At 69.6% G+C, this 22070-nt stretch carries 22 protein-coding genes; 17 read left to right on the top strand and 5 right to left on the bottom strand.

The genetic code is table 11. From position 1 onward, the window contains the following. Window positions 1-17: 17 nt before the first annotated feature. Window positions 18-455 carry a ferritin-like domain-containing protein gene (locus tag IEY60_RS04980; RefSeq protein ID WP_189024224.1) on the bottom strand — a complete coding sequence of 146 codons (438 nt, stop codon included), beginning with the start codon at window positions 453-455 and terminating at the stop codon, window positions 18-20. Further along, a complete protein-coding gene (locus IEY60_RS04975; protein ID WP_229739544.1) occupies window positions 452-1102 on the bottom strand; it encodes a hypothetical protein in 651 nt (216 codons plus the stop codon). Before IEY60_RS04975 ends, IEY60_RS04980 begins: the two co-directional genes overlap by 4 nt. 171 nt (window positions 1103-1273) lie before the next feature. On the opposite strand from IEY60_RS04975, the gene rimP reads away from it, so the two are divergent. The 7 genes from rimP to IEY60_RS04940 all read left to right on the top strand — a co-directional run bounded on the left by rimP (window position 1274) and on the right by IEY60_RS04940 (window position 8353). Then, a complete protein-coding gene (gene rimP / locus IEY60_RS04970) occupies window positions 1274-1903 on the top strand; it encodes a ribosome maturation factor RimP (protein WP_189024221.1) in 630 nt (209 codons plus the stop codon). Next, window positions 1900-2928, top strand: a complete 1029-nt coding sequence (nusA, locus tag IEY60_RS04965; RefSeq protein ID WP_189024219.1) for a transcription termination factor NusA — start codon at window positions 1900-1902, stop codon at window positions 2926-2928. The genes rimP and nusA overlap by 4 nt, the downstream gene beginning before the upstream one ends. A gap of 68 nt (window positions 2929-2996) precedes the next feature. Further along, a complete protein-coding gene (locus IEY60_RS04960) occupies window positions 2997-3317 on the top strand; it encodes a YlxR family protein (RefSeq protein WP_189024217.1) in 321 nt (106 codons plus the stop codon). A 108-nt stretch (window positions 3318-3425) separates the two neighbouring features. Next, a complete protein-coding gene (infB, locus tag IEY60_RS04955; protein WP_189024215.1) occupies window positions 3426-6419 on the top strand; it encodes a translation initiation factor IF-2 in 2994 nt (997 codons plus the stop codon). A gap of 89 nt (window positions 6420-6508) precedes the next feature. After that, window positions 6509-6802 (top strand): DUF503 domain-containing protein, encoded by a 294-nt coding sequence (locus IEY60_RS04950; protein WP_189024956.1) that lies wholly within the window; start codon window positions 6509-6511, stop codon window positions 6800-6802. 22 nt (window positions 6803-6824) lie between these two features. Further along, complete coding sequence (rbfA, locus tag IEY60_RS04945) at window positions 6825-7274, top strand: 30S ribosome-binding factor RbfA (RefSeq protein WP_189024213.1); 450 nt, start codon at window positions 6825-6827, stop codon at window positions 7272-7274. A gap of 62 nt (window positions 7275-7336) precedes the next feature. Beyond that, window positions 7337-8353 carry a DHH family phosphoesterase gene (locus IEY60_RS04940; protein WP_229739543.1) on the top strand — a complete coding sequence of 339 codons (1017 nt, stop codon included), beginning with the start codon at window positions 7337-7339 and terminating at the stop codon, window positions 8351-8353. Between the two features lie 47 nt (window positions 8354-8400). Here IEY60_RS04940 and IEY60_RS04935 read toward each other — a convergent pair whose 3' ends face one another. Next, window positions 8401-9564 carry an MFS transporter gene (locus tag IEY60_RS04935; RefSeq protein ID WP_229739542.1) on the bottom strand — a complete coding sequence of 388 codons (1164 nt, stop codon included), beginning with the start codon at window positions 9562-9564 and terminating at the stop codon, window positions 8401-8403. 454 nt (window positions 9565-10018) lie between these two features. Here IEY60_RS04935 and IEY60_RS04930 point away from each other — a divergent pair, with 454 nt between their 5' ends. Both IEY60_RS04930 and IEY60_RS04925 read left to right on the top strand, forming a co-directional pair. Further along, window positions 10019-11365, top strand: a complete 1347-nt coding sequence (locus IEY60_RS04930) for an MATE family efflux transporter (protein ID WP_189024211.1) — start codon at window positions 10019-10021, stop codon at window positions 11363-11365. Between the two features lie 95 nt (window positions 11366-11460). Beyond that, window positions 11461-12603, top strand: coding sequence for a lipase family protein (locus IEY60_RS04925; RefSeq protein WP_189024209.1), 1143 nt, complete (start codon window positions 11461-11463; stop codon window positions 12601-12603). Window positions 12604-12609: 6 nt separating this feature from the next. On the opposite strand, the gene IEY60_RS36170 is transcribed toward IEY60_RS04925, so the two are convergent. After that, entirely contained in the window at window positions 12610-12927 is a 318-nt protein-coding gene (locus IEY60_RS36170) for a putative quinol monooxygenase (protein WP_189024950.1), read from the bottom strand. A 10-nt stretch (window positions 12928-12937) separates the two neighbouring features. Between IEY60_RS36170 and IEY60_RS04915 the strand changes: the two genes are divergently transcribed. The 5 genes from IEY60_RS04915 to IEY60_RS04895 all read left to right on the top strand — a co-directional run bounded on the left by IEY60_RS04915 (window position 12938) and on the right by IEY60_RS04895 (window position 16948). Next, the gene (locus tag IEY60_RS04915) at window positions 12938-13879 is read left to right on the top strand and encodes a metallophosphoesterase family protein (protein WP_373291676.1); all 942 of its coding nucleotides are present in this window, start codon (window positions 12938-12940) and stop codon (window positions 13877-13879) included. Between the two features lie 21 nt (window positions 13880-13900). After that, window positions 13901-14572 (top strand): 4'-phosphopantetheinyl transferase Npt, encoded by a 672-nt coding sequence (npt, locus tag IEY60_RS04910; protein WP_189024205.1) that lies wholly within the window; start codon window positions 13901-13903, stop codon window positions 14570-14572. Next, window positions 14572-15504, top strand: a complete 933-nt coding sequence (gene truB / locus IEY60_RS04905; protein WP_189024203.1) for a tRNA pseudouridine(55) synthase TruB — start codon at window positions 14572-14574, stop codon at window positions 15502-15504. Before npt ends, truB begins: the two co-directional genes overlap by 1 nt. Before the next feature lie 85 nt (window positions 15505-15589). Further along, complete coding sequence (locus IEY60_RS04900; RefSeq protein WP_189024201.1) at window positions 15590-16012, top strand: EF-hand domain-containing protein; 423 nt, start codon at window positions 15590-15592, stop codon at window positions 16010-16012. A 117-nt stretch (window positions 16013-16129) separates the two neighbouring features. Beyond that, the gene (locus IEY60_RS04895; RefSeq protein WP_189024199.1) at window positions 16130-16948 is read left to right on the top strand and encodes a hypothetical protein; all 819 of its coding nucleotides are present in this window, start codon (window positions 16130-16132) and stop codon (window positions 16946-16948) included. Here IEY60_RS04895 and IEY60_RS04890 read toward each other — a convergent pair whose 3' ends face one another. Beyond that, complete coding sequence (locus IEY60_RS04890; RefSeq protein ID WP_229739540.1) at window positions 16949-17716, bottom strand: metal-dependent transcriptional regulator; 768 nt, start codon at window positions 17714-17716, stop codon at window positions 16949-16951. A 101-nt stretch (window positions 17717-17817) separates the two neighbouring features. Here IEY60_RS04890 and IEY60_RS04885 point away from each other — a divergent pair, with 101 nt between their 5' ends. The 3 genes from IEY60_RS04885 (at window position 17818) to IEY60_RS04875 (ending at window position 21830) form a co-directional block, all read left to right on the top strand. After that, on the top strand, window positions 17818-18786 hold the full coding sequence (locus tag IEY60_RS04885; protein WP_189024197.1) for a bifunctional riboflavin kinase/FAD synthetase: 969 nt from the start codon (window positions 17818-17820) through the stop codon (window positions 18784-18786). A gap of 128 nt (window positions 18787-18914) precedes the next feature. Then, the gene (gene rpsO / locus IEY60_RS04880) at window positions 18915-19184 is read left to right on the top strand and encodes a 30S ribosomal protein S15 (protein WP_019048089.1); all 270 of its coding nucleotides are present in this window, start codon (window positions 18915-18917) and stop codon (window positions 19182-19184) included. A gap of 375 nt (window positions 19185-19559) precedes the next feature. Continuing rightward, window positions 19560-21830: a polyribonucleotide nucleotidyltransferase gene (locus IEY60_RS04875; RefSeq protein ID WP_189024195.1), complete on the top strand. Its 2271-nt coding sequence runs from the start codon at window positions 19560-19562 to the stop codon at window positions 21828-21830. Window positions 21831-22070: the final 240 nt, after the last annotated feature.

The following is a 22070-nucleotide window of genomic DNA, read 5'->3' as shown; positions in this document are numbered from 1 at the left end:
GTGGGCGCCGCCCGGGACTACACCGCGGCGCGGCCGGGGAACGTGGTGGTCACCGGGTTCGCGCCCAGGATCGCCTGCCAGCGGGCACGTCGCACCGCTGACTCGGTGAGCGCCTCGGTCGCGGTGGCACGCACCGACTCGTCGGATGCCTGTTCCACGACGGCGTACCACGCTGCGGCGCAATCGGATTCGACCGCGACCGCGAGGTTGGCCGCGGGGATCGGATCGTCGACCGGGAACGGCGGGTTGTAGGCGGCGTCCGGCGCCTCCGGCGCGGTGCCGCCTGCTTCCAGCAGCTCGATGGTGGCGTCGCGACGGGCCCGGTGCGCGGCGCTGAACTCGGCGACCAGCCGGGCCCGGTCGGCATTGGCGTAGGCCGCGATGACGCCGTAGGAGTAGACGGCGGCGTGCTCGGCGTCGAGTGCGGCCTGCAGCGCCTGTCGTTGATCGGTCATGACAGCAGGACTCCTGCCTCGGTGGCGCAGGCCGCGCTGATCGACGCCAACAGCCCTGCGCGGTAACCGGATTGGGTGCGGGCCAGGGCGGCGGCGGACTGCTGGGAGCGGACCAGCTGATCGCGCAGCTGGGCGATCGTGAGCGGCTGGGTGGGGGTCTGGACGGCCGACACGGGCACCGGTCGCCCGTCCGGGCCTGGCACGGTGACCTCGCCGGTGCGGTGCACCGGGGTGGTGCCGTCGCCGTAGACGCCGACCACCCGGTCGATCTCGGTGCGCAGGGCGTCGGCATGGGCGCCGCGCTCGGTCGCGATGGTCGTCAGCGCCGCCTGGTGCTGGGGCGCGAGCGCGATGGCGGCCTGGGCGGCCGCGGCATCGGCGCGCGCCAGAACCTCCTGCGCGGCAAGCGGATCCGGGGCGTGCACGGTGTCGTCCTCGGCGCAGGCGGCCAGTGCGGTCAGCGCCGGAAGGCCGACGGCGGTCGTGCCGACCAGGCGCAACACAGAGCGCCGCCGCCAGCCGCCCCGCGCCATGAATGCCGCGGCTGTGGGCTGAGCGGCCGAATCCCGGTGTGCGACAGCGGACCGGTCGGAGCGCATGCCGGAAGGTCGCCCGGCGCTCGGCGGGGCGGTATGGCGGAAGGGCACGGAGACCATCGTGCCAGATCCGCCGACGGTGGCCCGACACGACGAGGCACGCCGGGACGGACCGGTGCGCGATGCCCAGTGGCTGGTCCTTTACACTCTCGGGGCGCGTTACGCTAGACCTTCGGCGTAGAAATTTCCGATCGCGTCACAACTGAACCAGGAGCCGCCCATATGCCGATGCCCACCGAGGAAAGGGTGAGCCAGCTCGTCGCTGAGCTCGTCGCACGCCGGGGATTCGACCTCGAGGGCGTTGCGATCGCGTCTGCGGGCAAAGACGAATTGGCGCCGGTTCGGTTGAAGGTCACCGTCGACAGCGACGGTCCGGCCGATCTGGACGCTATCGCCGAGCTCAGCCGGGAGATGTCCGAGCTGCTCGACGAAGCGGGTGACTTCGGCGAATCCGCCTACCTGCTCGAAGTGACCACCCCCGGCGTGGACCGGCCGCTGACCGCCGAGCGGCACTGGCGACGCGCCCAGGGACGCAAGGTGAAGCTCGCGCTGCGCGAGGGCGCCGAACCGATCGAGGGCAAGGCCCGCTTCGAAGCGCGCGTCGGCCTGCTCGCCGACGACGGCACCGTCGCGCTCGTCCTCGGCGGCAAGAACAAGCCGCACCGGGTGCACGTGCCGCTCACCGACATCGCCTCCGCGGTGGTCCAGGTCGAGTTCAACGCACCGGGCGCCGCCGAACTCGAACTGGCCGGCGGCATCGCCGCGGGCCGTCCGGTACCGGGCGAAGAGCCCGCCGACCTCGCCGCTGCAGGCCAACACAGTGACTCTCCCACCGAAGGGGTTGCAGAATGAACATCGAAATCGAAGCCTTGCGGGCGATCGTCGCCGACAAGGGCATCCCCATCGAGACCGTCATCTCGGCGATCGAGTCGGCGCTGCTCACCGCCTACCGGCACACCGAGGGCCACCAGCCCAACGCCTACATCGACATCAACCAGAAGACCGGCGTGGTCCGGGTGATGGCGCGCGAGCTCGACGCCGACGGCAACCTCGTCTCCGAGTGGGACGACACCCCCGAGGGCTTCGGCCGCATCGCGGCGACCACCGCCCGTCAGGTGGTGCTGCAGCGGCTGCGCGACGCCGAGAACGAGAAGTCCTTCGGCGAGTTCTCGACCCATGAGGGCGACATCGTCGGCGGTGTGGTCCAGCGCGACGCCAGGGCCAACGCCCGCGGCATCGTGGTCGTCCGCATCGGCAGCGAGGCCCACGGCGCCGAGGGTCTGATCCCGCCCGCCGAGCAGGTGCCGGGGGAGACCTACGAGCACGGCGACCGGATCAAGTGCTACGTCTACGGTGTCTCCCGTGGTCCGCGTGGCCCGCAGATCCAGCTCTCGCGCACGCACCCGAACCTGGTGCGCAGGCTGTTCTCGCTCGAGGTGCCCGAGATCGCCGACGGCTCGGTGGAGATCGTCGCGGTGGCGCGTGAGTCCGGGCATCGCTCCAAGATCGCCGTGCGGTCCACCGTGCCGGGCGTGAACGCCAAGGGCGCGTGCATCGGCCCGATGGGCCAGCGCGTGCGCAACGTGATGAGCGAGCTGGCGGGCGAGAAGATCGATATCATCGATTACGCCGAGGACCCGGCGACCTTCGTCGGCAACGCGCTCTCGCCGTCGAAAGTGGTTTCGGTCACCGTCGTCGATCCCGAAGCCAGGGCGGCACGCGTGATCGTGCCGGACTTCCAGCTGTCGCTGGCGATCGGCAAGGAGGGCCAGAATGCCCGTCTGGCCGCCCGTCTGACCGGCTGGCGCATCGATATCCGCAGCGACGCGGCTCCGGAGCCGGGCGACTCGGTCCGGCCGGAGGCGCACCGTAGTTGACGAAAATGCGGGAATCCCGACCCCCGGATGACATGTTCGTAACTTCGGAAGGGGAGGGGTTCGTCGTTATGACCGGGTCACCGGTAGAGTGGGTAGAAGACCGGCCCGCGCAATCCGTTCGAACCTGTATCGGATGCCGTCAGCGCGAGCCGTCTGCCGAACTGTTGCGGATCGTGGCGCAGCATCGGGACACCGGTTCTGCCGGGGTTGCGATCGTTCCTGATCCGCGGCGCAGACTTCCCGGACGGGGTGCCTGGCTGCACCCCGTTTCAGCTTGTCTGCGTTCCGCAGAGCGGCGCCGAGCATTCGGCAGAGCCCTACGAGTGTCCGGAAATCTGGATATCTCAGCCCTGGAGCAGTACCTCGAGAACAGGCACGAGCACTCATGAGCACACCGTGAAGCACCAACGATGAACGTCCATCGGAGATAACCCGAGGTCGTGCGGGCCCGCCTTCCCTAGGCGGCGTCACTGCTCGACCTCTCAGTGAGGAGAGCAGTGGCAGGCAAGGCCCGCGTGCACGAGTTGGCCAAAGAACTCGGTGTCACAAGCAAGGAACTACTCGCGAAGCTCAAGGAGCAAGGCGAGTTCGTGAAGTCGGCGTCCTCGACGGTGGAAGCACCCGTCGCACGTCGCCTGCGCGAATCGCTCGCGTCGAAGTCCGCCCCGGCGGCCGACGCGAAGCCGGCGGCCCGTCCCGGACCGTCCCAAGCAGCCCGTCCGGCTGCCAAGCCGACTCCGGGCGGTCCGCGTCCCGGTCCGCGTCCGGCTCCGGCGGCCCCCGCCGCTGCCGCCCCCGCGGCACCGGCCCCGGCGCCCGCAGAACCGGCCGCTCCGGCTGAGGTGAAGCCGGCTCCGGCCGCTCGCCCCACCCCGGCGGCCGCGCAGTCCGCGCCTGCCGCCAAGCCGGCCGGTACCACCCCGGCGCCCGGTCCGCGTCCGGCCCCCGGCGCACCGCGTCCGGGTCAGCCCGCCACCGGGCAGGGCCGTCCGGCCCAGCCCGCACCGGGTACCCAGGCCCCGCGTCCGGCCGGTCCCGGCCCGAAGCCGGGTCCGAAGACCCCGCGCGTCGGCAACAACCCGTTCAGCTCCGCCCCGGACCGTGAGCGTCCGGCGCCGCGGCCCGCCCCGCAGGGTGGCCCGCGTCCGACTCCGGGTCAGGGCGGTCCCCGTCCGGCTCCCGGCCAGGGTGGTCCGCGTCCTGCTCCCGGTCAGGGCGGCCCCCGCCCCGGTCAGGGTCAGGGTGGTCCGCGTCCGGCCGCCGCGCAGGGCGGTGCCCCGCGTCCCGGTGGTCCGCGTCCCAACCCGGGTTCGATGCCTCCGCGTCCGAACCCCGGTGCCATGCCCCAGCGTTCCGCGCGTCCGGGTCCGGCGGCCGGTGGCCGTCCGGGTCGTCCGGGTGGCGCTCCCGGTGGCGGCGCAGGTCGTCCCGGTGGCGGCGGTGGCGGCTACCGCGGTGGCGGTGGCGGTGCCCCCGGTGCAGGTCAGGGTGCCGGTGCACCCGCGGCCGGTGGTTTCCGTGGTCGTCCCGGTGGCGGCGGCGGTCGTCCGGGTGGTCCCGGTGGCCGTGGTGGCGCAGCGGGTGCGTTCGGTCGCCCCGGTGGCGCTCCGCGTCGTGGCCGTAAGTCGAAGCGGGCGAAGCGCGCCGAATACGAGAACATGCAGGCGCCCGCCGTCGGTGGCGTGCGGCTGCCCCGCGGCAACGGCGAGATCATCCGGCTCGCCCGCGGCGCGTCGCTGTCGGACTTCGCCGAGAAGATCGACGCGAACCCGGCTGCCCTCGTGCAGGCGCTGTTCAACCTCGGCGAGATGGTCACCGCGACCCAGTCGGTGAACGACGAGACCCTCGAGCTGCTCGGCAGCGAGATGAACTACGTCGTGCACGTCGTCAGCCCCGAGGACGAGGACCGCGAGCTGCTGGAATCGTTCGATCTCACCTACGGCGAGGACGCCGGCGGCGAGGACGACCTCGAGCAGCGTCCGCCGGTCGTGACCGTCATGGGTCACGTCGACCACGGTAAGACCCGACTGCTGGACACGATCCGTAAGGCCAACGTCCGTGAGGGCGAGGCCGGTGGCATCACCCAGCACATCGGTGCCTACCAGGTGCTGACGAACCTCAACGACGAAGAGCGCCTGATCACCTTCATCGACACCCCGGGCCACGAGGCGTTCACCGCCATGCGTGCCCGTGGTGCGAAGGCCACCGACATCGCGATCCTCGTGGTCGCCGCCGACGACGGCGTCATGCCGCAGACGGTGGAAGCGATCAACCACGCCCAGGCGGCCGACGTGCCGATCGTGGTGGCGGTCAACAAGATCGACAAGGAAGGCGCGAACCCGGACAAGATCCGGCAGCAGCTGACCGAATACGGCCTGGTGACCGAGGAATACGGTGGCGACACCATGTTCGTCGACATCTCGGCCAAGCAGGGCACCAACATCGACGCGCTGCTGGAAGCAGTCCTGCTGACCGCCGACGCCTCGCTCGACCTGCGGGCCAACCCGGACATGGACGCCCAGGGTGTCGCCATCGAGGCGCACCTCGACCGCGGCCGTGGCCCGGTGGCCACCGTGCTCATCCAGCGCGGCACGCTGCGCGTCGGCGACTCGATCGTGGCGGGCGACGCCTACGGTCGCGTGCGCCGCATGGTCGACGAGCACGGCGACGACGTCGAGGCGGCCCTGCCGTCGCGGCCCGTCCAGGTCATCGGTTTCACCTCGGTGCCCGGCGCAGGCGACAACCTGCTCGTGGTCGATGAAGACCGGATCGCTCGCCAGATCGCCGACCGCCGCAATGCGCGCAAGCGCAACGCCCTGGCCGCGCGCAGCCGCAAGCGGATCAGCCTGGAAGATCTGGATGCCGCCCTGAAGGAGACTTCGGAGCTCAACCTGATCCTCAAGGGCGACAACTCCGGTACGGTCGAGGCCCTCGAAGAGGCCCTGCTCGGCATCGAGATCGACGACGAGGTGCGTCTGCGCGTCATCGACCGCGGTGTCGGTGGCGTCACCGAGACCAACGTCAACCTGGCGTCGGCCTCGAACGCGATCATCATCGGCTTCAACGTCCGTGCGGAGGGCAAGGCCACCGAGCTGGCCAACCGCGAGGGCGTCGACATCCGGTACTACTCGGTGATCTACCAGGCCATCGACGAGATCGAGAAGGCCCTCAAGGGCATGCTCAAGCCGATCTACGAAGAGGTCGAGCTGGGCCGGGCGGAGATCCGCGCGATCTTCCGTTCGTCGAAGGTCGGCAACATCGCCGGCTGCATGGTCCTGTCGGGTTCGGTCAAGCGCAACGCCAAGGCGCGCCTGATCCGCGATGGCAGGGTGATCGCGGAGACGATGACCATCTCCTCGCTCAAGCGGGAGAAGGACGACGCCACCGAGGTGCGCGAAGGTTTCGAGTGCGGTATGACCGTGACCTACAGCGACATCAAGGACGGCGACATCATCGAGGCGTACGAGCTGCGCGAGAAGCCGCGCGACTGATAACGCACACCGTTCCACACGCCGCATCCGAAGCTTCGGGTGCGGCGTGTGGTCATGCGGGCAATCCATCTACCAGGAGGTGAGCACCGCTGTACATCGGTGCGCTCGAATTCGATCTACTGCTCGGTGACGTGCATTCGCTCAAGGAGAAGCGGTCGGTGATCCGCCCGATTCTCGCCGAGCTGCAGAAGCGCTTCGCCGTGAACGCCGCCGAAGCGGGAGACCACGATCTACATCGCCGGGCACTGCTCGGTGTCGCCATGGTCAGCGCGGAAACGGCGCACCTGAACGAGGTGCTCGACAAGTGTGAGCGGCACGTTGCCGCCCGTCCGGAGATAGAGTTGCTGGCAGTACGCCGCCGGATCTTCGGACCCGAAGACTAAGTAAGTAGAGGAGGACAGACCCATGGTGGATCAAGCCAGGGCACGCCGACTCGCCAAGCGGATTTCCGCGATCGTGGCCACCGCGATCGAGTACGAGATCAAGGATCCGCGGCTGCGGTTCGTCACCGTCACCGATGCCAAGGTGACCGGCGACCTGCGCGAGGCAACGGTGTTCTACACGGTGATGGGCGAGACGCTCGACACCGAACCCGACTACGCGGCCGCGGCCGCCGGTCTCGACGCGGCCAAGGGCGTGCTGCGGTCCAAGGTGGGTGCGGGCACCGGGGTGAAGTTCACCCCGATCCTGTCGTTCACGCTGGACAAGGTGCCCGACGCCGCCCGCGAGATGGAGGAGCTGCTCGCCCGGGCTCGCGCCATCGACGACGAGGTCGCCAAGGTCGCGGCCAACGCCACCCACGCCGGTGAGGCCGACCCGTACAAGGCCGATCGCGACGACGACGGCGACGAGTAACCCGGCATGAACGGTCAGCGCCCGGAGACGGAAGCCCGCGTGAGCACGCGGGGCGCCCGGGCATGCCGATCGGACGCGGCATGACCGGCGCCCGTAACGCGATGGTGCTGGACGCCGCCGTCGCCGCAGTGGCGGCGGCGCGTTCGGTAACTGTGTTGTGTCACGTGCAGCCCGACGCCGACACCATCGGCAGCGGGCTCGCGCTGGCCCTGGCGCTGGAGCGCAAGGGTGTGCCGGTGGCGGTGTCGTTCGCCGAACCCGCCGAATTACCCGCTTCGCTGCGGACGCTGCCCGGCGGTCATCTGCTGGTGGCGCCCGCAGACGTGCCGCTCGAGGTCGACCTGCTGGTCGTCGTCGACTGTGGCGCGCGCAGCAGGCTCGGCGCGCTCGCCGACCGGTTGCCCGGTGCGGCGACGACGCTGGTCATCGATCACCACCGCGCCAACGACGGGTTCGGCACCGTCGACCTGATCGACGAGTCGGCGGCGTCGACGACCGAACTGGTGACCCGTCTGCTCGACGCGTGGGGCATCCCGATCGACGCCGACATCGCGCACTGCCTGTTCGCGGGCTTGGTGACCGACACCGGGTCGTTCCGCTGGGCGCGCACCGGCAGTCATGCCATGGCCGAGCGGCTGCTCGCCACCGGGATCGACGGCGCCGAGATCACCCGCGTGCTGCTCGATACCCACCCCTTCTCGTGGTTGCCGATGCTGTCGAAGGTGCTGTCGACGGCCGTCGTGATCCCGTCCGCCGCGGGCGTCGGGCTGGTCTACGCGCTGGTGCGCGCCGCCGACACCCATGATGTCGGGCCCGAAGAGGTGGAGAGCGTCATCGACGTCGTCCGCACCACCGCCGAAGCGGGGATCGCGGCCGTCTTCAAGGAAGCCCGCGGTCAGAACGACCGGTGGACGGTCTCGCTGCGCTCCCGTGACTCCGCGCCCGGTGCTGCCGATGGTGTGGATGTCGCGGCGATCGCCGGATTGTTCGGCGGGGGTGGGCATCGGTTCGCGGCGGGTTACACGACCTACGGCAATGCGGTTGACGTGGTGCAGGCGCTGGTGACCGAGCTCGGCTGATCGTTGCGTGGCTCAGGAGCCCCTGCCCGGTAGAGGTCGGCTGACGTTCAGCCGACCTGGACCGGTGTGCGGCGCAGGCGCATGGTGAGCGGGACGCCCAGAATCGTTGTGGCAGTACATAATCCGAAGGCGAGTGCCGGTCGGTCGACGAGGAGTCCGGTGGCACCGGCGACGACCAGGCCGCCGAGGTTGCCTGTCATCCAGATCAGTCCCGCCGCAGTGCCTTCGGCCGCGCCGGTATGGCGTTCGGCCATCGTGAGAACGATCGGCAGCGCGGGCAACAGCGTGAGGCCGATCAGGACGAAGGTCAGGAATCCGGTGGCCGGCCCCGGCGCCACGGCGACGAGCAGGCACGCGAGCGCGCTGGCCGTGAGACCGACCATGACCGCGGGCAGTTCGACGCCGCGGCGCAGGACCGCCACCGGCACCACCGCGCAGCCGACGACGCCCGCGAGGACGTTGATCAGCAGCACGATGCTGGCGGCATCGGCACTGACGCCCGCGGGTTCCAGCAGTGCCTGACCGTAGGTGGCCAGGGCGACGAAGGTGCCGAACGGGAAGAACACCGCGATGCACAACCGGCGCACGTAGCTGTCGCCGAGCGTCGCGCGCAGGGCGGACAGCGACGTTTGTGTACTCGCCGCCGGTCCGCGTCCCGCACGGACCAACTCCACCGTCAGCCAGATCGCGGCCGCGCCGGCGAAGAGCGCACCGATCGCCGCCAGTGTTCCGAGCTGAGATTCCGCGGGCAGCGCCGCGCCGAGGACGAAGGCGGCGGCCATCCCGGCGAACGTGCTCGCCGTGCCCACCGCGATCCCCGTCGGCCGGTCCTTCTCGTCGAGATAGTGCCCGGCGATGCCGGTGATCGCATTGAGCACCAGCGGCTGCGCCACCGCGACGACGGTCTGTCCGACGAACACCACCGCGAACCCGTCATGGAGCAACCGCAGTCCCGCACCGAGCGCGGTCAGCATCGCACCGGCGATCAGCGCGGGCCGGAACCAGTGGTCGAGCAGGATGCCCGCCGGCACCGCGAGGACGACGTAGAGCAGCGGAAACATGTTCGCCAGCCAGCCGACAGCGGATTCGGAGACACCGAAATGCTCGGCCGCGACGGTCGTCACCGGCGCGTAGGTGAGCCACACCAGCTGCGTGGCCGCTCCGACCAGGGCAAACGCCGTGATCATGCGCCATCGGTTCGCCATCGCCATGGTCGATCGTCCTCGGTGGTCCGGGCGAACCGGGGAGTTCGCGGTGTTCGCTCACCCGAGCGCGCGGTGTACTCACACCGGCAGCAACTGGGCAGGTGACCAATAATGCCGCGTCGGAGGGTGTGCCGCGCGAGTTCACCGGAACCGGCCACGTCTGCGTCGGCCCATGATGTCCTCGGACTCCGATGATGTCGCGCCAACCGTGCCGCGGGGGTCGTGCCTCCCGGTCGATCGGTCTGGCTGGCGCAGCGCCACGATGCCCCTCGGGGCGGGCGTGCCTCCGGTGTCGATCGGTCTGCGCGGCGTCGCGCGCGATGTGCCGGGATCACTCGGGATGCTGGGGGTGGATCGCGCGCCGTCGGCGGTGGCTTGTCGGTGCGGTGTGCGAACATCGGCCGTGATCGGCACTGGCGTGCGCCGGAACGTGGCGCCCATCGACGGGGGGAGGTCGGGCGTGAGTTCCACGGCTGGTCCGGAGTATCAGGCGGGACCGCGGCGGATTCTCGGCATTGCGTTGCCTACGCTCGGTGTTCTCGTGGCCGAGCCGCTGTATCTGCTGTTCGACATGGCGGTCGTCGGCAGGCTCGGGGCGCTGGCACTGGCCGGGCTGGCCGTGGGCGGTGTCATCGTGGGCACGGTCAGCACCCAGCTGACCTTCCTGTCGTACGGCACGACCGCGCGTGCGGCGCGGCGGCACGGCGCGGGGGATCGGGCGGGTGCGGTCGAGGAGGGCATCCAGGCGAGCTGGGTGGGGGCGGGGATCGGGGTGCTCATCGTGCTGGTGGTCCAGCTGTTCGCGGGGCCGCTGTGCTCGGCGATCGCGGGCGGTGGCGAGATCGCGGACGAGGCGCTGATCTGGGTGCGGATCGCGCTGTGCGGTGTGCCGTTGATCCTGCTGTCGATGGCGGGGAACGGCTGGCTGCGTGGCGTGCAGGACGTGCGCCGCCCGCTGATGTATGTGGTTGCGGGACTGGCGCTGTCGGCGCTGCTGTGCCCGGTGCTGGTGTACGGGCTGTTGGGCGCGCCGCGGATGGAACTGGCCGGTTCGGCGGTGGCGAATCTCGCCGGGCAGCTCGTCTCCGGCGCGCTGTTCGTCTACGCGCTGCTGCGGGAACGTGTTTCGCTGCGTCCGCGTCCTGCCGTGATGCGCGCGCAGCTGGTGCTCGGCCGCGACCTCATCGTGCGCAGCCTGTCGTTCCAGGTGTGCTTCGTCTCCGCCGCCGCGGTCGCCGCCCGCTTCGGCGCCGCGTCCGTGGCCGCCCACCAGCTGGTCCTGCAACTGTGGAATTTCCTTGCGCTGACCCTGGATTCGCTCGCCATCGCCGCCCAGACCCTCGTCGGCGCCGCGCTCGGTGCGGGCAACGCACGGGGCGCGAAGGGGATCGCGCGCCGCGTCACCGGCTGGTCGGAGATCTTCGCGCTGGTCCTGGCCGCGCTCTTCGCCGCCGGTGCGGGCGTGATCCCGCTGCTGTTCACCGACGACGCGCAGGTCCTCGATCGCACCCACGTCATCTGGTGGTTCTTCGTCGCCATGATCCCCGTGGCAGGCGCGGTCTTCGCGCTCGACGGCGTGCTGCTCGGCGCGGGCGACGCCGCCTTCCTGCGCACCGCCACCCTGGTCGCGGCCCTCGTCGGCTTCCTGCCGCTGATCTGGCTGTCCCTGGTCTTCGACTGGGGCGTGGCGGGGATCTGGTCCGGCCTGGTCGCTTTCATGCTGCTGCGCCTGATCGCCGTTGTCGCCCGGGCGCGCTCCGGACGCTGGGCTCGCGTCGGCGCCGACGTGCCGAGCGGAGCCGCCTGAAGGAAGTGGCGCTCGTCACACCGATCCCCTCGATGGCGATGTCGCACTACCGTCGGAACGGAGGACTTCGAGCCGATGATGGAGGCGAAGTAGCGGTGCTGGACGTGTTTTCGAGGAGTGTCGGCCTGCGATTGGCCGCCGGTGCGGCAGTGCTGCTGGCCGGCGCCGGGCTGGGGATGCCCGCCGCGCAGGCGGCTCCGGAAGGCACCGGGGCGCTCCTCGCGCACGTCGACCAACCCGCGGGCTGGGGCGACTGGTCGCGGGCGGCGATCGTGGACTACCGCACCGAAGGGCCGACCGGCGGCCTGGTCGACAGCGCCGGACTGGTGCTGCTTCCCGATTCACCCGCACCCACGGGCGGCTACCCGATCGTGGCGTGGGATCACGGCACCAGCGGACTCGGCCCACAATGCGGCATCACCACGACGAAAGCGGCCCATGACCGGCCGCTGCTCCAGGCATTCCTCGATCGCGGCTGGGCCGTGGTCGCCCCGGACTACGTCGGATTGTCGCCGAACTCGCGCACCGTCCACCCGTACCTGCACACGCGCACCGAGGCGACGGCGACCGTCGACCTGGTCAAGGCGGCACGGTCCGCGGTCCCCGCGCTGTCGAACACCTGGGCCGTCGTCGGCTCGTCCCAGGGCGGGCACGCCGCGTTGGCCACCGGCAACCTCGCCACCGGCTACGCGCCGGACCTCGACTTCCGTGGCACCGTGGCGATGGCGCCGGAGTCCAACTACGAGAACATCCTCGCCCAGGTGGGTCCGCAGGTGCCCAACCTGCCGATGGTCGATCGGCTCACCGGCCCGTTCGCCGGCATGCTCGCCGGGCTGCGCGCCACCCGCCCCGACCTCGATGTGAACGGTCACCTCAGCGAACCGGGCCGGACCCTCGTCGATGCCATCTCCACCGCCTGCGTCCAGGACTTCGACAAGCTCTCGGCGGGCATGTCACTCGGGTCGATACTCGCGAAACCGATGGCGGACAACGGCATCGGGACCGGCCTGCGCGACTACATGGTCGCCCCCACCGCCGGCTACCAGGAGCCGGTGCTGATCACCCACGGCGCCACCGACACCGTCGTCCCGATCCCGATGACCTTCGCCCTGCTCTCCCAGTTGCGCGCCGCGGGCACCCGGGTCGAGTTCGAGATGTACTCGGTCTCGCACGAGGAGATCGAGGAAGCCTCGCGTGATCGCGTGCTGACCTTCGTCGACGGACTGTTGCGCGCCTGATCCGCGTCAGCGCGGATAGGGGCTGAGCATGTCGACGAACCGGATGTCGAGATCTCGCGTCAGATAGTCCATCCGCGATTCCCAGAACTCGCGCAGGTGCGGCAGCGCGAGGTGGCGGTCCAGGTCCTCGCTGCTGCGCCACACCTCGTAGAACACGAACACCGACGGATCGATGTTGTCGACATGGGAGTGGTACTCGAGGCAGCCCTCCTCCGCACGCTTCCCTGGGCTGCTGGATCTGCTGGTCGCCGATGCGCCGGCGCTGCCCGATCGGTGAACCCACGGACGCGTCGCCGCGCGCGTGTGCCACTGTGGACAGGTGATTCCGAAGTTGATGGCGGTCAGTGATGTGCACGTGGGGCATCAGGGCAACAAGCCGGTGGTGGAGCAGATCCGGCCGGATTCGCCGGAGGACTGGTTGATCGTCGCGGGTGACGTGGGCGAGAAGGCCGACGAGGTCCGGTGGGCGCTCGAGCTGCTGCGTGGCCGGTTCGCGAAGGTCATCTGGGTGCCGGGCAACCACGAGCTGTGGACCACGCCCAAGGACCCGGTGCAGATGCACGGCGCCGCCCGCTACGACTACCTCGTCGCGATGTGCCGTGACCTCGACGTCGTGACACCGGAGGACCCGTTCCCGGTGTGGACCGGATCCGGCGCCGAGCAGTACGGCGGCCGCGTCACCATCGCGCCGATGTTCCTGCTCTACGACTACTCGTGGCTGCCCGCCGGAACCACCACCAAGACCCAGGGCCTGGCCGTGGCGCGCGAGCGCAATGTCGTCGCCACCGACGAATTCCTGCTGACCCCCGACCCGTACCTCACCCGCGACGCCTGGTGCCACGCCCGCGTGCAGTACACCCAGCGTCGCCTCGACGCCCTGGGCGCCGACACCCCCGTGGTCCTGGTCAACCACTTCCCGCTGGTCCGCCAGCCCACCGAGATCCTGTTCTACCCCGAGTTCTCGTTGTGGTGCGGCACCGACCTCACCGCGGACTGGCACACCAGCTACAACGTGGTCTGCTCGGTCTACGGCCACCTGCACATTCCGCGCACCACCTACTACGACGGCGTCCGCTTCGAAGAGGTGTCCCTCGGCTATCCCCGCGAGTGGAAACGCCGCGGCATGCCCGAGCCCCTGCTTCGGCAGATCCTGCCGGAACCGGTCTACGCCGAGGGCGACCTCAACGCCTGGGGCGGCCACTTCGCCATCACCCCGGAAATGGAAGCCGCGGCCGCCGAGATGCGCGCCAAAGCCGACCGTCGTCGCGGTCTGTGACCACCACTAGGCTGGGACCCGATGATTAGCAACATTTTGCCGTCCGGGGTGGCCGCCGCGGAGCTGCTGGCATATCCGGAGGACCTGAAGGCGCACCCGGCCGAGGAGCATCTCATCGCCAAGTCGGTCGAGAAGCGGCGTCGCGACTTCATCGGTGCCCGGCACTGCGCGCGGCTGGCGCTCGAGCAGCTCGGTGAGCCGCCGGTGGCGATCGGTAAGGGGGAGCGCGGCATGCCGCTGTTCCCGCGCGGTGTGGTCGGCAGCCTGACCCACTGCGACGGTTACCGTGCTGCCGCGATGGCGCACGCGCTGCGGTTCCGCTCGGTCGGCATCGACGCCGAACCGCACGGAGCCCTGCCCGACGGTGTACTCGAGTCGGTCAGCTTGCCCGCCGAACGGGAGTGGCTGGCGAGTGCGCCGAGTGCGGGCCTGCACCTGGACCGCCTGCTGTTCTGCGCGAAGGAAGCCACCTACAAGGCCTGGTTCCCGCTGACCCTGCGCTGGCTCGGCTTCGAGGACGCGCACATCACCTTCGAGATCGATTCCCGCACCGCCGATTCCGGCTCGGGAACGTTCCACACGAAGCTGCTCGTCCCCGGGACGACGAACGACGGCGGCGCCCCGCTGACCTCGTTCGACGGACGCTGGCTGATCGCCGACGGGCTGATCCTGACCGCGATCGCGCACGGCTGATGGCCGCGCGTACTCCCGCGGTCGACCAGCTCGGCGGACTGGTGATCGTCGACAAGGACGGCGGCTGGACCAGCCACGACGTGGTCGCGCGCAGCCGGAAACTGTTGCGCACCAAGAAGGTCGGCCACGCGGGCACCCTCGACCCGATGGCCACCGGTGTGCTCGTGCTCGGTGTGGAGCGGGCGACGAAGCTGCTCGGTCAGCTGATCCTCACCACCAAGGCGTACACCGCGACCATCCGGCTCGGCCAGGCCACGATCACCGACGACGCCGAGGGCGAGGTCACCGCGACCACGCCCGCGCTGCACGTCACCGACGAGCAGATCGCGGCCGGTGTGGCCGCGCTGACGGGCGACATCGAGCAGGTGCCCGCCACGGTCAGCGCGATCAAGGTCGACGGTGAACGTGCCTACGCCCGTGCCCGCGCCGGCGAGGACGTGCAGCTGGCGGCGCGTCCGGTCACGGTCTCGCGCTTCGACATCCTGGCCCGCCGCGATATCGCCGACGGCGAATTCGTCGACCTGGACGTGGAAGTCGAATGCTCCTCGGGCACCTACATCCGCGCCCTCGCCCGTGACCTCGGCGCCGCCCTCGGCGTCGGCGGCCACCTGACCGCGTTGCGCCGTACCAGGGTCGGCCCGTTCACCCTCGAACACGCCCGCACCCTCGATGAACTCGCGACCGCCGCGGAGGCCGAACAGCCACTGCTCAGCCTCGATATCGACACCGCGGTGCGTACGGCGTTCCCGCACCGCGACATCGACGAATCCCAGGCGAACGACCTGCGCAACGGCCGCTGGCTCGAACCGATCGGGATCAAAGGCGTATACGCCGCGATCGATCCGGCGGGCCGCGCCATCGCGCTGCTCGAGGAGAGCGGTAAGCGCGCGGCCTCGGTGATGGTGGTCCGCCCCCAGGGCATCGGCGACTGACCTTCGCACAGGGCCCTCGGCTCCGTACAGTGGCGGATAACGGTCGGCGCCATGGCTATCGCCGCCCGCGGGGAAGGATAGTGAGATGAGTGCAGAACAGGTCGACACATTCGCGCTGTGGGACCGTGACGGTGACGGCCTGGTGTCGGTGGACGATATCGCGGCCGGAATCCGTTCCGCCGGTATCGAAGTCGACCGCTCGGCCATCGAGCGACTCGTCGCCGCAGCCGACACCGACGGCGACTTCCTGGTCTCCCGTGCCGAATTCGATGCCGCCGTGGTCGAAGGCCGCATCGAGGTGACCGATGCCGAGGCGGCGTTCCGGGTGTTCGACGGCAACGGCGACGGGCGCATCTCCGTCACCGAACTGGATTCGCTGATCCGCCACGTCGGCGGCGGGCGGATCGAGGAACCGGCGGCCGACCTGCTCGCCGCCGCGGACCAGGACGGCGACGGGTACCTGTCGCTCGCGGAATTCCGTGTGCTGCTGGACTTCCTGTCGCGCTGAGAAATCCGGGTGCTCGGCTGCTTCCTACGACGTCAGGGGCACTGGACGACCGCTAACGTCACTGCCACGTAAGGCGATAGCCAGGACGTATTGCTATCGCGTCGGAGGGGTAGGGCCATGGCTGCGAGGCAGAAGACCTGGATCGGCGTCATCGCCGGTATGACACTGGTGCTCGCGGGATGCGGAACCGATGACTCCAGGACACCGGCGACGTCGAGCTCCGTCCGTCCGGTCACGACGACCAGTTCGTCGGCGGCACCGGTGGTCATTCCGCCCACCGCCGGTGTGCCGACCACCGCGCCGACCGCCCGCCCATCGGCGTCCACGACACCGGCACCGCCCGGCCCGCCACCCACACCGGCGACCGGCACCGTCGTACTGCGTACCGCGACATTGTCCGGCACCCCGGTTCCCGGTGTCCCCGTATACCTTTCGCTCCAGCAGCCGTGCGACCCCGCCGGTCACGACATCCCCGTCGGCGAAACCACCGAAGCCCAGCGCCTGGACGGCGTCACCGACGCGTCCGGACTGGCCGTCTTCACCACCGTGACCGGCTGCTACCGCTTCGGCATGACCGCCCCCGCGGGCACCAACCCGGTCCCGGAAGGCATGCACAGCCTCTTCCTCGTCGACCAGGGCGCCTCCGTCACCGGACAGCTCCGCTTCCAGGACACGCCACCCGAACCGGCGCCGGCCTGCGCCGAATCCACCGTCGAGACCGAACTCGGCGTCGACCCAGCACCGGCCGCCGACATCTCCGAGTGCGACGGCCAGTGGGCCGTGGTCTCCTGGGCCACTCCCGGCGACAACCAGCGAATCATCACCCGCACCTCGGGAGCCTGGACCACCTACGTCTTGTTCCCGCACACCACCTGCTGGGAAACGGCCACCGCCGACGGTGTGCCCGGCAGTCTGCGGCGCTACTTCAACTGTTGATCAGGACGTGAGCCAGATCGCCTCGGCGGCAAGGGTACCCAGCTCGGTCGGGGTGTCGGCGGCCGCGATCCGGACCGCGATGGTGCCGGCGAAGTCACGGCGCTCCTCCACCTCGATCACGGTGTCGAGGGCGATGCCGACCGAGTCGAAGTAGCGCAGCATCGCCGGGTCGGAGTCGGAGATGCGGGCCACCCGGCCGGATTCGCCTGCCGCGAAGTCGCTGAGGCGGCGTGCCGGGGGAGTGGGCACGGCGCCGTCGGCGGAGGGGATGGGGTCGCCGTGCGGGTCGCGGTCGGGGTGGCCCAGTTTCGCGTCGATACGTGACATCAGCAGTTCCGAGACGGCGTGCTCGAGCACCTCGGCCTCGTCGTGCACTTCGTCCCAGCCGTAACCGAGTTCGTTCACCAGGAAGGTCTCGATCAGGCGATGCCTGCGCACCATCGCGATCGCGGCGCGCCTGCCGTGCTCGGTGAGGGTGATCGAGCCGTAGCGGGCGTGCTCGACCAGACCCTGATCGGACAGCTTGCGCACGGCTTCCGACACCGTCGAGGCCGACACCCCGATCCGCTCGGCCAGCAGCTTCGTCGACACCTTCTCCTGTGACCATTCCTGCGCGGTCCAGATGACCTTCAGGTAGTCCTGTGCCACCGCGGACAACTCGGGCGCGATCGTCGCGGTGGCAGCGAGTTCGGCCTGTTCACCGAGCTGCGACGACGCGCGGCGGGGAGCGACATCTCGTTTACCTGGCACATCATTGATGTTAGGCATCCCTGGCCCGAATGACACATCGGCGAACGGCACGGCGCGGTGCGAGGATCCTTCTCACACCGGAATTCTGTTCCCGTACCGCTTTGCGTAGGCTTCGCTCTGTGCAGAGATGGCGAAGTCTCGACGATGTGCCCGCGGACTGGGGGCGCTGCGTCCTCACGATCGGCGTGTTCGACGGCGTGCATCGTGGGCACGCGCAGCTGATCAGCCGTGCGGTGGCGGCGGCGAAGAAGCGTGGTGTTCCGTCGGTTCTGATGACCTTCGATCCGCATCCGATGGAAGTGGTGCGGCCCGGCTCGCATCCAGCGCAGCTCACCACCCTGACCCGGCGCGCCGAACTCGCCGAGGAGCTGGGTATCGACGTGTTCTGCGTGATGCCGTTCACCCAGGACTTCATGAAGCTCACCCCGTCCGGGTACGTCCACGATCTGCTGGTGGAACGCCTGCATGTCACCGAGGTCGTCGTCGGTGACAACTTCACCTTCGGCAAGAAGGCCGCGGGCACCGTCGACACCATGCGCGAACTCGGCGGCCGCTTCGGCTTCGAGGTCGACGGGGTCACCCTGCTCGGCGAGCACGCCGTCACCTTCTCCTCCACCTACATCCGCTCCTGCGTCGACGCCGGTGACATGACCGCGGCGGCCGAAGCGCTGGGCCGCCCGCATCGCGTCGAAGGCGTCGTCGTGCACGGCGACGGCCGTGGCCGCGGGCTCGGCTTCCCGACCGCCAACGTCGCCCCGCCGATGCACGCCGCGATCCCCGCCGACGGGGTGTACGCGGGCTGGTTCACCGTGCTCGGGCACGGCCCGGCCATCGGCACGGTCGAACCCGGTGAGCGCGCGATGGCCGCGATCTCGGTCGGCACCAATCCGACGTTCTCGGGCCGCTCGCGCACCGTGGAAGCGTTCGTCCTCGACGGTGAGGCCGACCTGTACGGCCAGCACGTGGCGGTCGACTTCGTCGAGCAGCTGCGCGGGATGCGCAAGTTCGACACCATCGACGACCTGGTCGAGGCCATGGGCCGCGATGTCGAGAACGCGCGCAAGGTCCTCACCGCCGCCGACGCCTGAGGGCCGCGTCAACCTGCCGCCACCCGTGGCGTAAAGTAGCTCCTCGGGTTTGCTGCGGTCCGCGGTGGCGCCCCTCCCGGGTAACCGGAACTTCGAGCGCGGAACTGAGAAATAGGAGTCGATGCCGCATGGCGCTGACCACTGAGCAGAAGTCGGCCATTCTGGCCGAATACGGCCTGCACGAGAAGGACACCGGCTCGCCGGAGGCGCAGATCGCGCTGCTGTCGAAGCGGATCTCGGACCTGACCGAGCACCTCAAGCAGCACAAGCACGATCACCACACCCGGCACGGCCTGCTGGCCCTGATCGGTCGTCGTCGCCGCCTGTCGAAGTACCTGCAGGCCAAGGACATCGAGCGTTACCGTTCGCTCATCGAGCGTCTCGGCCTGCGCCGCTGATCTGCTTCGACACGCCTCCTCGCTGAGGCGGTCGGCGAGTAGCCAATGGGAAGAAGTACACTTCTTCTCGTTGGCTATTCGTGTATTCGGGGACCATCGGGTTCCCGCGTGCACTACAACATGTGACAGCCGTGTGCATCCGTCCGCGTGGCGTCGGTCTTCGGTAGTGGCCTTTCGGCTGGCGTGTTCCTCACCGCCGTCGGGCTTCGATCGATGACCGCCTCCGCGTCGCCGCTTCCAAGGGGATACGGCCGGGTGCTGCGCGTGGCAGCCAGGAGGGTTTCCACGTGTCCGTGTCCGGTACGGCTGACGAATAGCCGGTTCGCGCCCACATGGTGCTGCGCTCCGGCGAGACGAGAGGTCGAGAGAAGAAAAATGACGCAGACAACTGAACGTACTTCGACTGCGGTCGAGGTCGAGCCCGGTGTTTTCGAGTCGGTCGCGCTGATCGACAACGGTAGCTTCGGCACCCGCACCATCCGCTTCGAGACCGGCCGTCTGGCCAAGCAGGCCGCCGGCTCCGTCGTCGCCTACCTGGACGACGAGACCATGCTGCTGTCGGCGACCACCGCCGGTAAGCACCCCAAGGACCAGTTCGACTTCTTCCCGCTGACGGTCGACGTCGAAGAGCGCATGTACGCCGCCGGCCGCATCCCCGGCTCGTTCTTCCGTCGCGAGGGCCGCCCCTCCACCGACGCGATCCTGACCTGCCGCCTGATCGACCGTCCGCTGCGCCCGTCGTTCGTCGACGGCCTGCGCAACGAGATCCAGGTCGTGGTCACCGTGCTGAGCCTGGACCCGCAGGATCTCTACGACGTGGTGGCCATCAACGCCGCCTCGGCGTCCACCCAGATCTCCGGCCTGCCGTTCTCCGGCCCGGTCGGCGGCGTGCGCGTCGCCCTGATCGGTGATCAGTGGGTCGCTTTCCCGACCGTCGAGCAGCTCGAGGGCGCCGTGTTCGACATGGTCGTCGCGGGCCGGGTCACCGAGACCGGTGACGTCGCCATCATGATGGTCGAGGCCGAGGCCACCGACAAGGTGATCGCGCTGATCGAGGACGGCGCGCAGGCGCCCACCGAGGCCGTCGTCGCCCAGGGCCTCGAGGCCGCCAAGCCGTTCATCGCCCGCCTGTGCCGCGCGCAGTCGGACCTGGCCGAGCTGGCCGCGAAGCCGACCGAGGAGTTCCCGCTCTTCCCGCCGTACGGCGCCGATGTGTTCGAGGCCGTCGAGGGCACCGCCAAGCGTGAGCTGAACGAGGCGCTGTCGATCGCCGACAAGCAGGCCCGCGAGGCCAAGATCGACGAGATCAAGGTCGAGGTGCTCGGTCGCCTCGGTGACGACTTCACCGGTCGCGAGAAGGAGCTGGGCGCCGCGTTCCGCTCGGTCACCAAGAAGCTGGTGCGTCAGCGCATCCTCACCGACGGCTTCCGCATCGACGGTCGCGGTCTGGCCGACATCCGTGAGCTCTCCGCCGAGGTCGACGTGATCCCGCGCGCCCACGGTTCGGCGATCTTCGAGCGTGGCGAGACCCAGATCATGGGCGTCACCACCCTGGACATGGTGAAGATGGCCCAGCAGGTCGACTCGCTCGGCCCGGAGACCTCCAAGCGCTACATGCACCACTACAACTTCCCGCCGTTCTCCACCGGCGAGACCGGCCGCGTCGGTTCGCCGAAGCGCCGCGAGATCGGCCACGGGGCGCTCGCCGAGCGTGCGCTGATGCCGGTGCTGCCCTCGCAGGAGGAGTTCCCCTACGCCATCCGTCAGGTCTCGGAGGCGCTGAGCTCCAACGGCTCCACCTCGATGGGTTCGGTCTGTGCCTCGACCCTGTCGCTGCTCAACGCCGGTGTGCCGCTGAAGGCGCCGGTCGCCGGTATCGCCATGGGCCTGGTGTCGGACACCGTCACCAACGACAAGGGTGAGGACGAGGTCCGCTACGTCGCGCTGACCGACATCCTCGGCGCCGAGGATGCCTTCGGCGACATGGACTTCAAGGTTGCCGGTACCCGTGACTTCGTCACCGCCCTGCAGCTGGACACCAAGCTCGACGGCATCCCCTCGCAGGTGCTGGCCGGTGCGCTGAACCAGGCGCACGACGCCCGCACCACCATCCTGGACGTGATGGCCGAGGCCATCGCCACCCCGGACGAGATGAGCCCGTACGCCCCGCGCGTCACCGCGATCAAGATCCCGGTCGACAAGATCGGTGAGGTCATCGGCCCCAAGGGCAAGATGATCAACCAGATCACCGAGGACACCGGCGCCAACATCTCCATCGAGGATGACGGCACCGTGTTCGTCGGTGCGACCGACGGCCCGTCGGCGCAGGCCGCGATCGACGCGATCAACGCGATCGCCAACCCGCAGCTGCCGAAGGTCGGCGAGCGCTTCCTGGGCACGGTCGTCAAGACCACCGCCTTCGGCGCGTTCGTCTCGCTGCTGCCGGGCCGTGACGGCCTGGTGCACATCTCCAAGCTGGGCAGCGGCAAGCGCGTGGCCAAGGTCGAGGACGTGGTCAACGTCGGCGACAAGCTGCGCGTGGAGATCGCCGATATCGACAACCGCGGCAAGATCTCGCTGGTCCCCGTCGAGGAGGAGACGGCCGAGGCCGCCGCTCCCGCCGAGGAGACCGCCGCCGCGGAGTAAGCCCGCGGTAGCTTCACCACCTGCCGAAACCCCTCGCCGTATCGCACGGCGGGGGGTTTCGTCGTGTCCGGGCAGCCGCGGCCACGGAAAAGTGGTGGGAATCACTGCGATGCAACGGTGATGCAACGTTGTTTCACATAGTGTTGCCCGACACAGCGTGCGGCTGTGCCGACAGCCGTCACGTCGCCTCGGGAGCGATGTGATGCCCCGCTGTCCACTCGGCGTATGCGGTCGGATTGC

It is taken from the genome of Nocardia rhizosphaerihabitans (assembly GCF_014646295.1).
GTDB classification, from domain to species: Bacteria; Actinomycetota; Actinomycetes; order Mycobacteriales; family Mycobacteriaceae; genus Nocardia; species Nocardia rhizosphaerihabitans.
Note: the sequence above shows the minus strand (reverse complement) of the source record. Positions and strands in the feature narration are given on the sequence as shown.

Coding starts and splice junctions, on each gene's coding strand:
- IEY60_RS04890 (WP_229739540.1), bottom strand. CDS start 17,716: ATGCCTAACATCAATGATGTGCCAGGTAAACGAGATGTCGCTCCCCGC.
- IEY60_RS04935 (WP_229739542.1), bottom strand. CDS start 9,564: ATGGCGATGGCGAACCGATGGCGCATGATCACGGCGTTTGCCCTGGTC.
- truB (WP_189024203.1), top strand. CDS start 14,572: ATGGCCGCGCGTACTCCCGCGGTCGACCAGCTCGGCGGACTGGTGATC.
- nusA (WP_189024219.1), top strand. CDS start 1,900: ATGAACATCGAAATCGAAGCCTTGCGGGCGATCGTCGCCGACAAGGGC.
- IEY60_RS04940 (WP_229739543.1), top strand. CDS start 7,337: ATGCCGATCGGACGCGGCATGACCGGCGCCCGTAACGCGATGGTGCTG.
- IEY60_RS04915 (WP_373291676.1), top strand. CDS start 12,938: ATGGCGGTCAGTGATGTGCACGTGGGGCATCAGGGCAACAAGCCGGTG.
- IEY60_RS04895 (WP_189024199.1), top strand. CDS start 16,130: ATGGCTGCGAGGCAGAAGACCTGGATCGGCGTCATCGCCGGTATGACA.
- rbfA (WP_189024213.1), top strand. CDS start 6,825: ATGGTGGATCAAGCCAGGGCACGCCGACTCGCCAAGCGGATTTCCGCG.
- IEY60_RS04980 (WP_189024224.1), bottom strand. CDS start 455: ATGACCGATCAACGACAGGCGCTGCAGGCCGCACTCGACGCCGAGCAC.
- rimP (WP_189024221.1), top strand. CDS start 1,274: ATGCCGATGCCCACCGAGGAAAGGGTGAGCCAGCTCGTCGCTGAGCTC.
- IEY60_RS04960 (WP_189024217.1), top strand. CDS start 2,997: ATGACCGGGTCACCGGTAGAGTGGGTAGAAGACCGGCCCGCGCAATCC.
- IEY60_RS04875 (WP_189024195.1), top strand. CDS start 19,560: ATGACGCAGACAACTGAACGTACTTCGACTGCGGTCGAGGTCGAGCCC.
- rpsO (WP_019048089.1), top strand. CDS start 18,915: ATGGCGCTGACCACTGAGCAGAAGTCGGCCATTCTGGCCGAATACGGC.
- IEY60_RS04900 (WP_189024201.1), top strand. CDS start 15,590: ATGAGTGCAGAACAGGTCGACACATTCGCGCTGTGGGACCGTGACGGT.
- npt (WP_189024205.1), top strand. CDS start 13,901: ATGATTAGCAACATTTTGCCGTCCGGGGTGGCCGCCGCGGAGCTGCTG.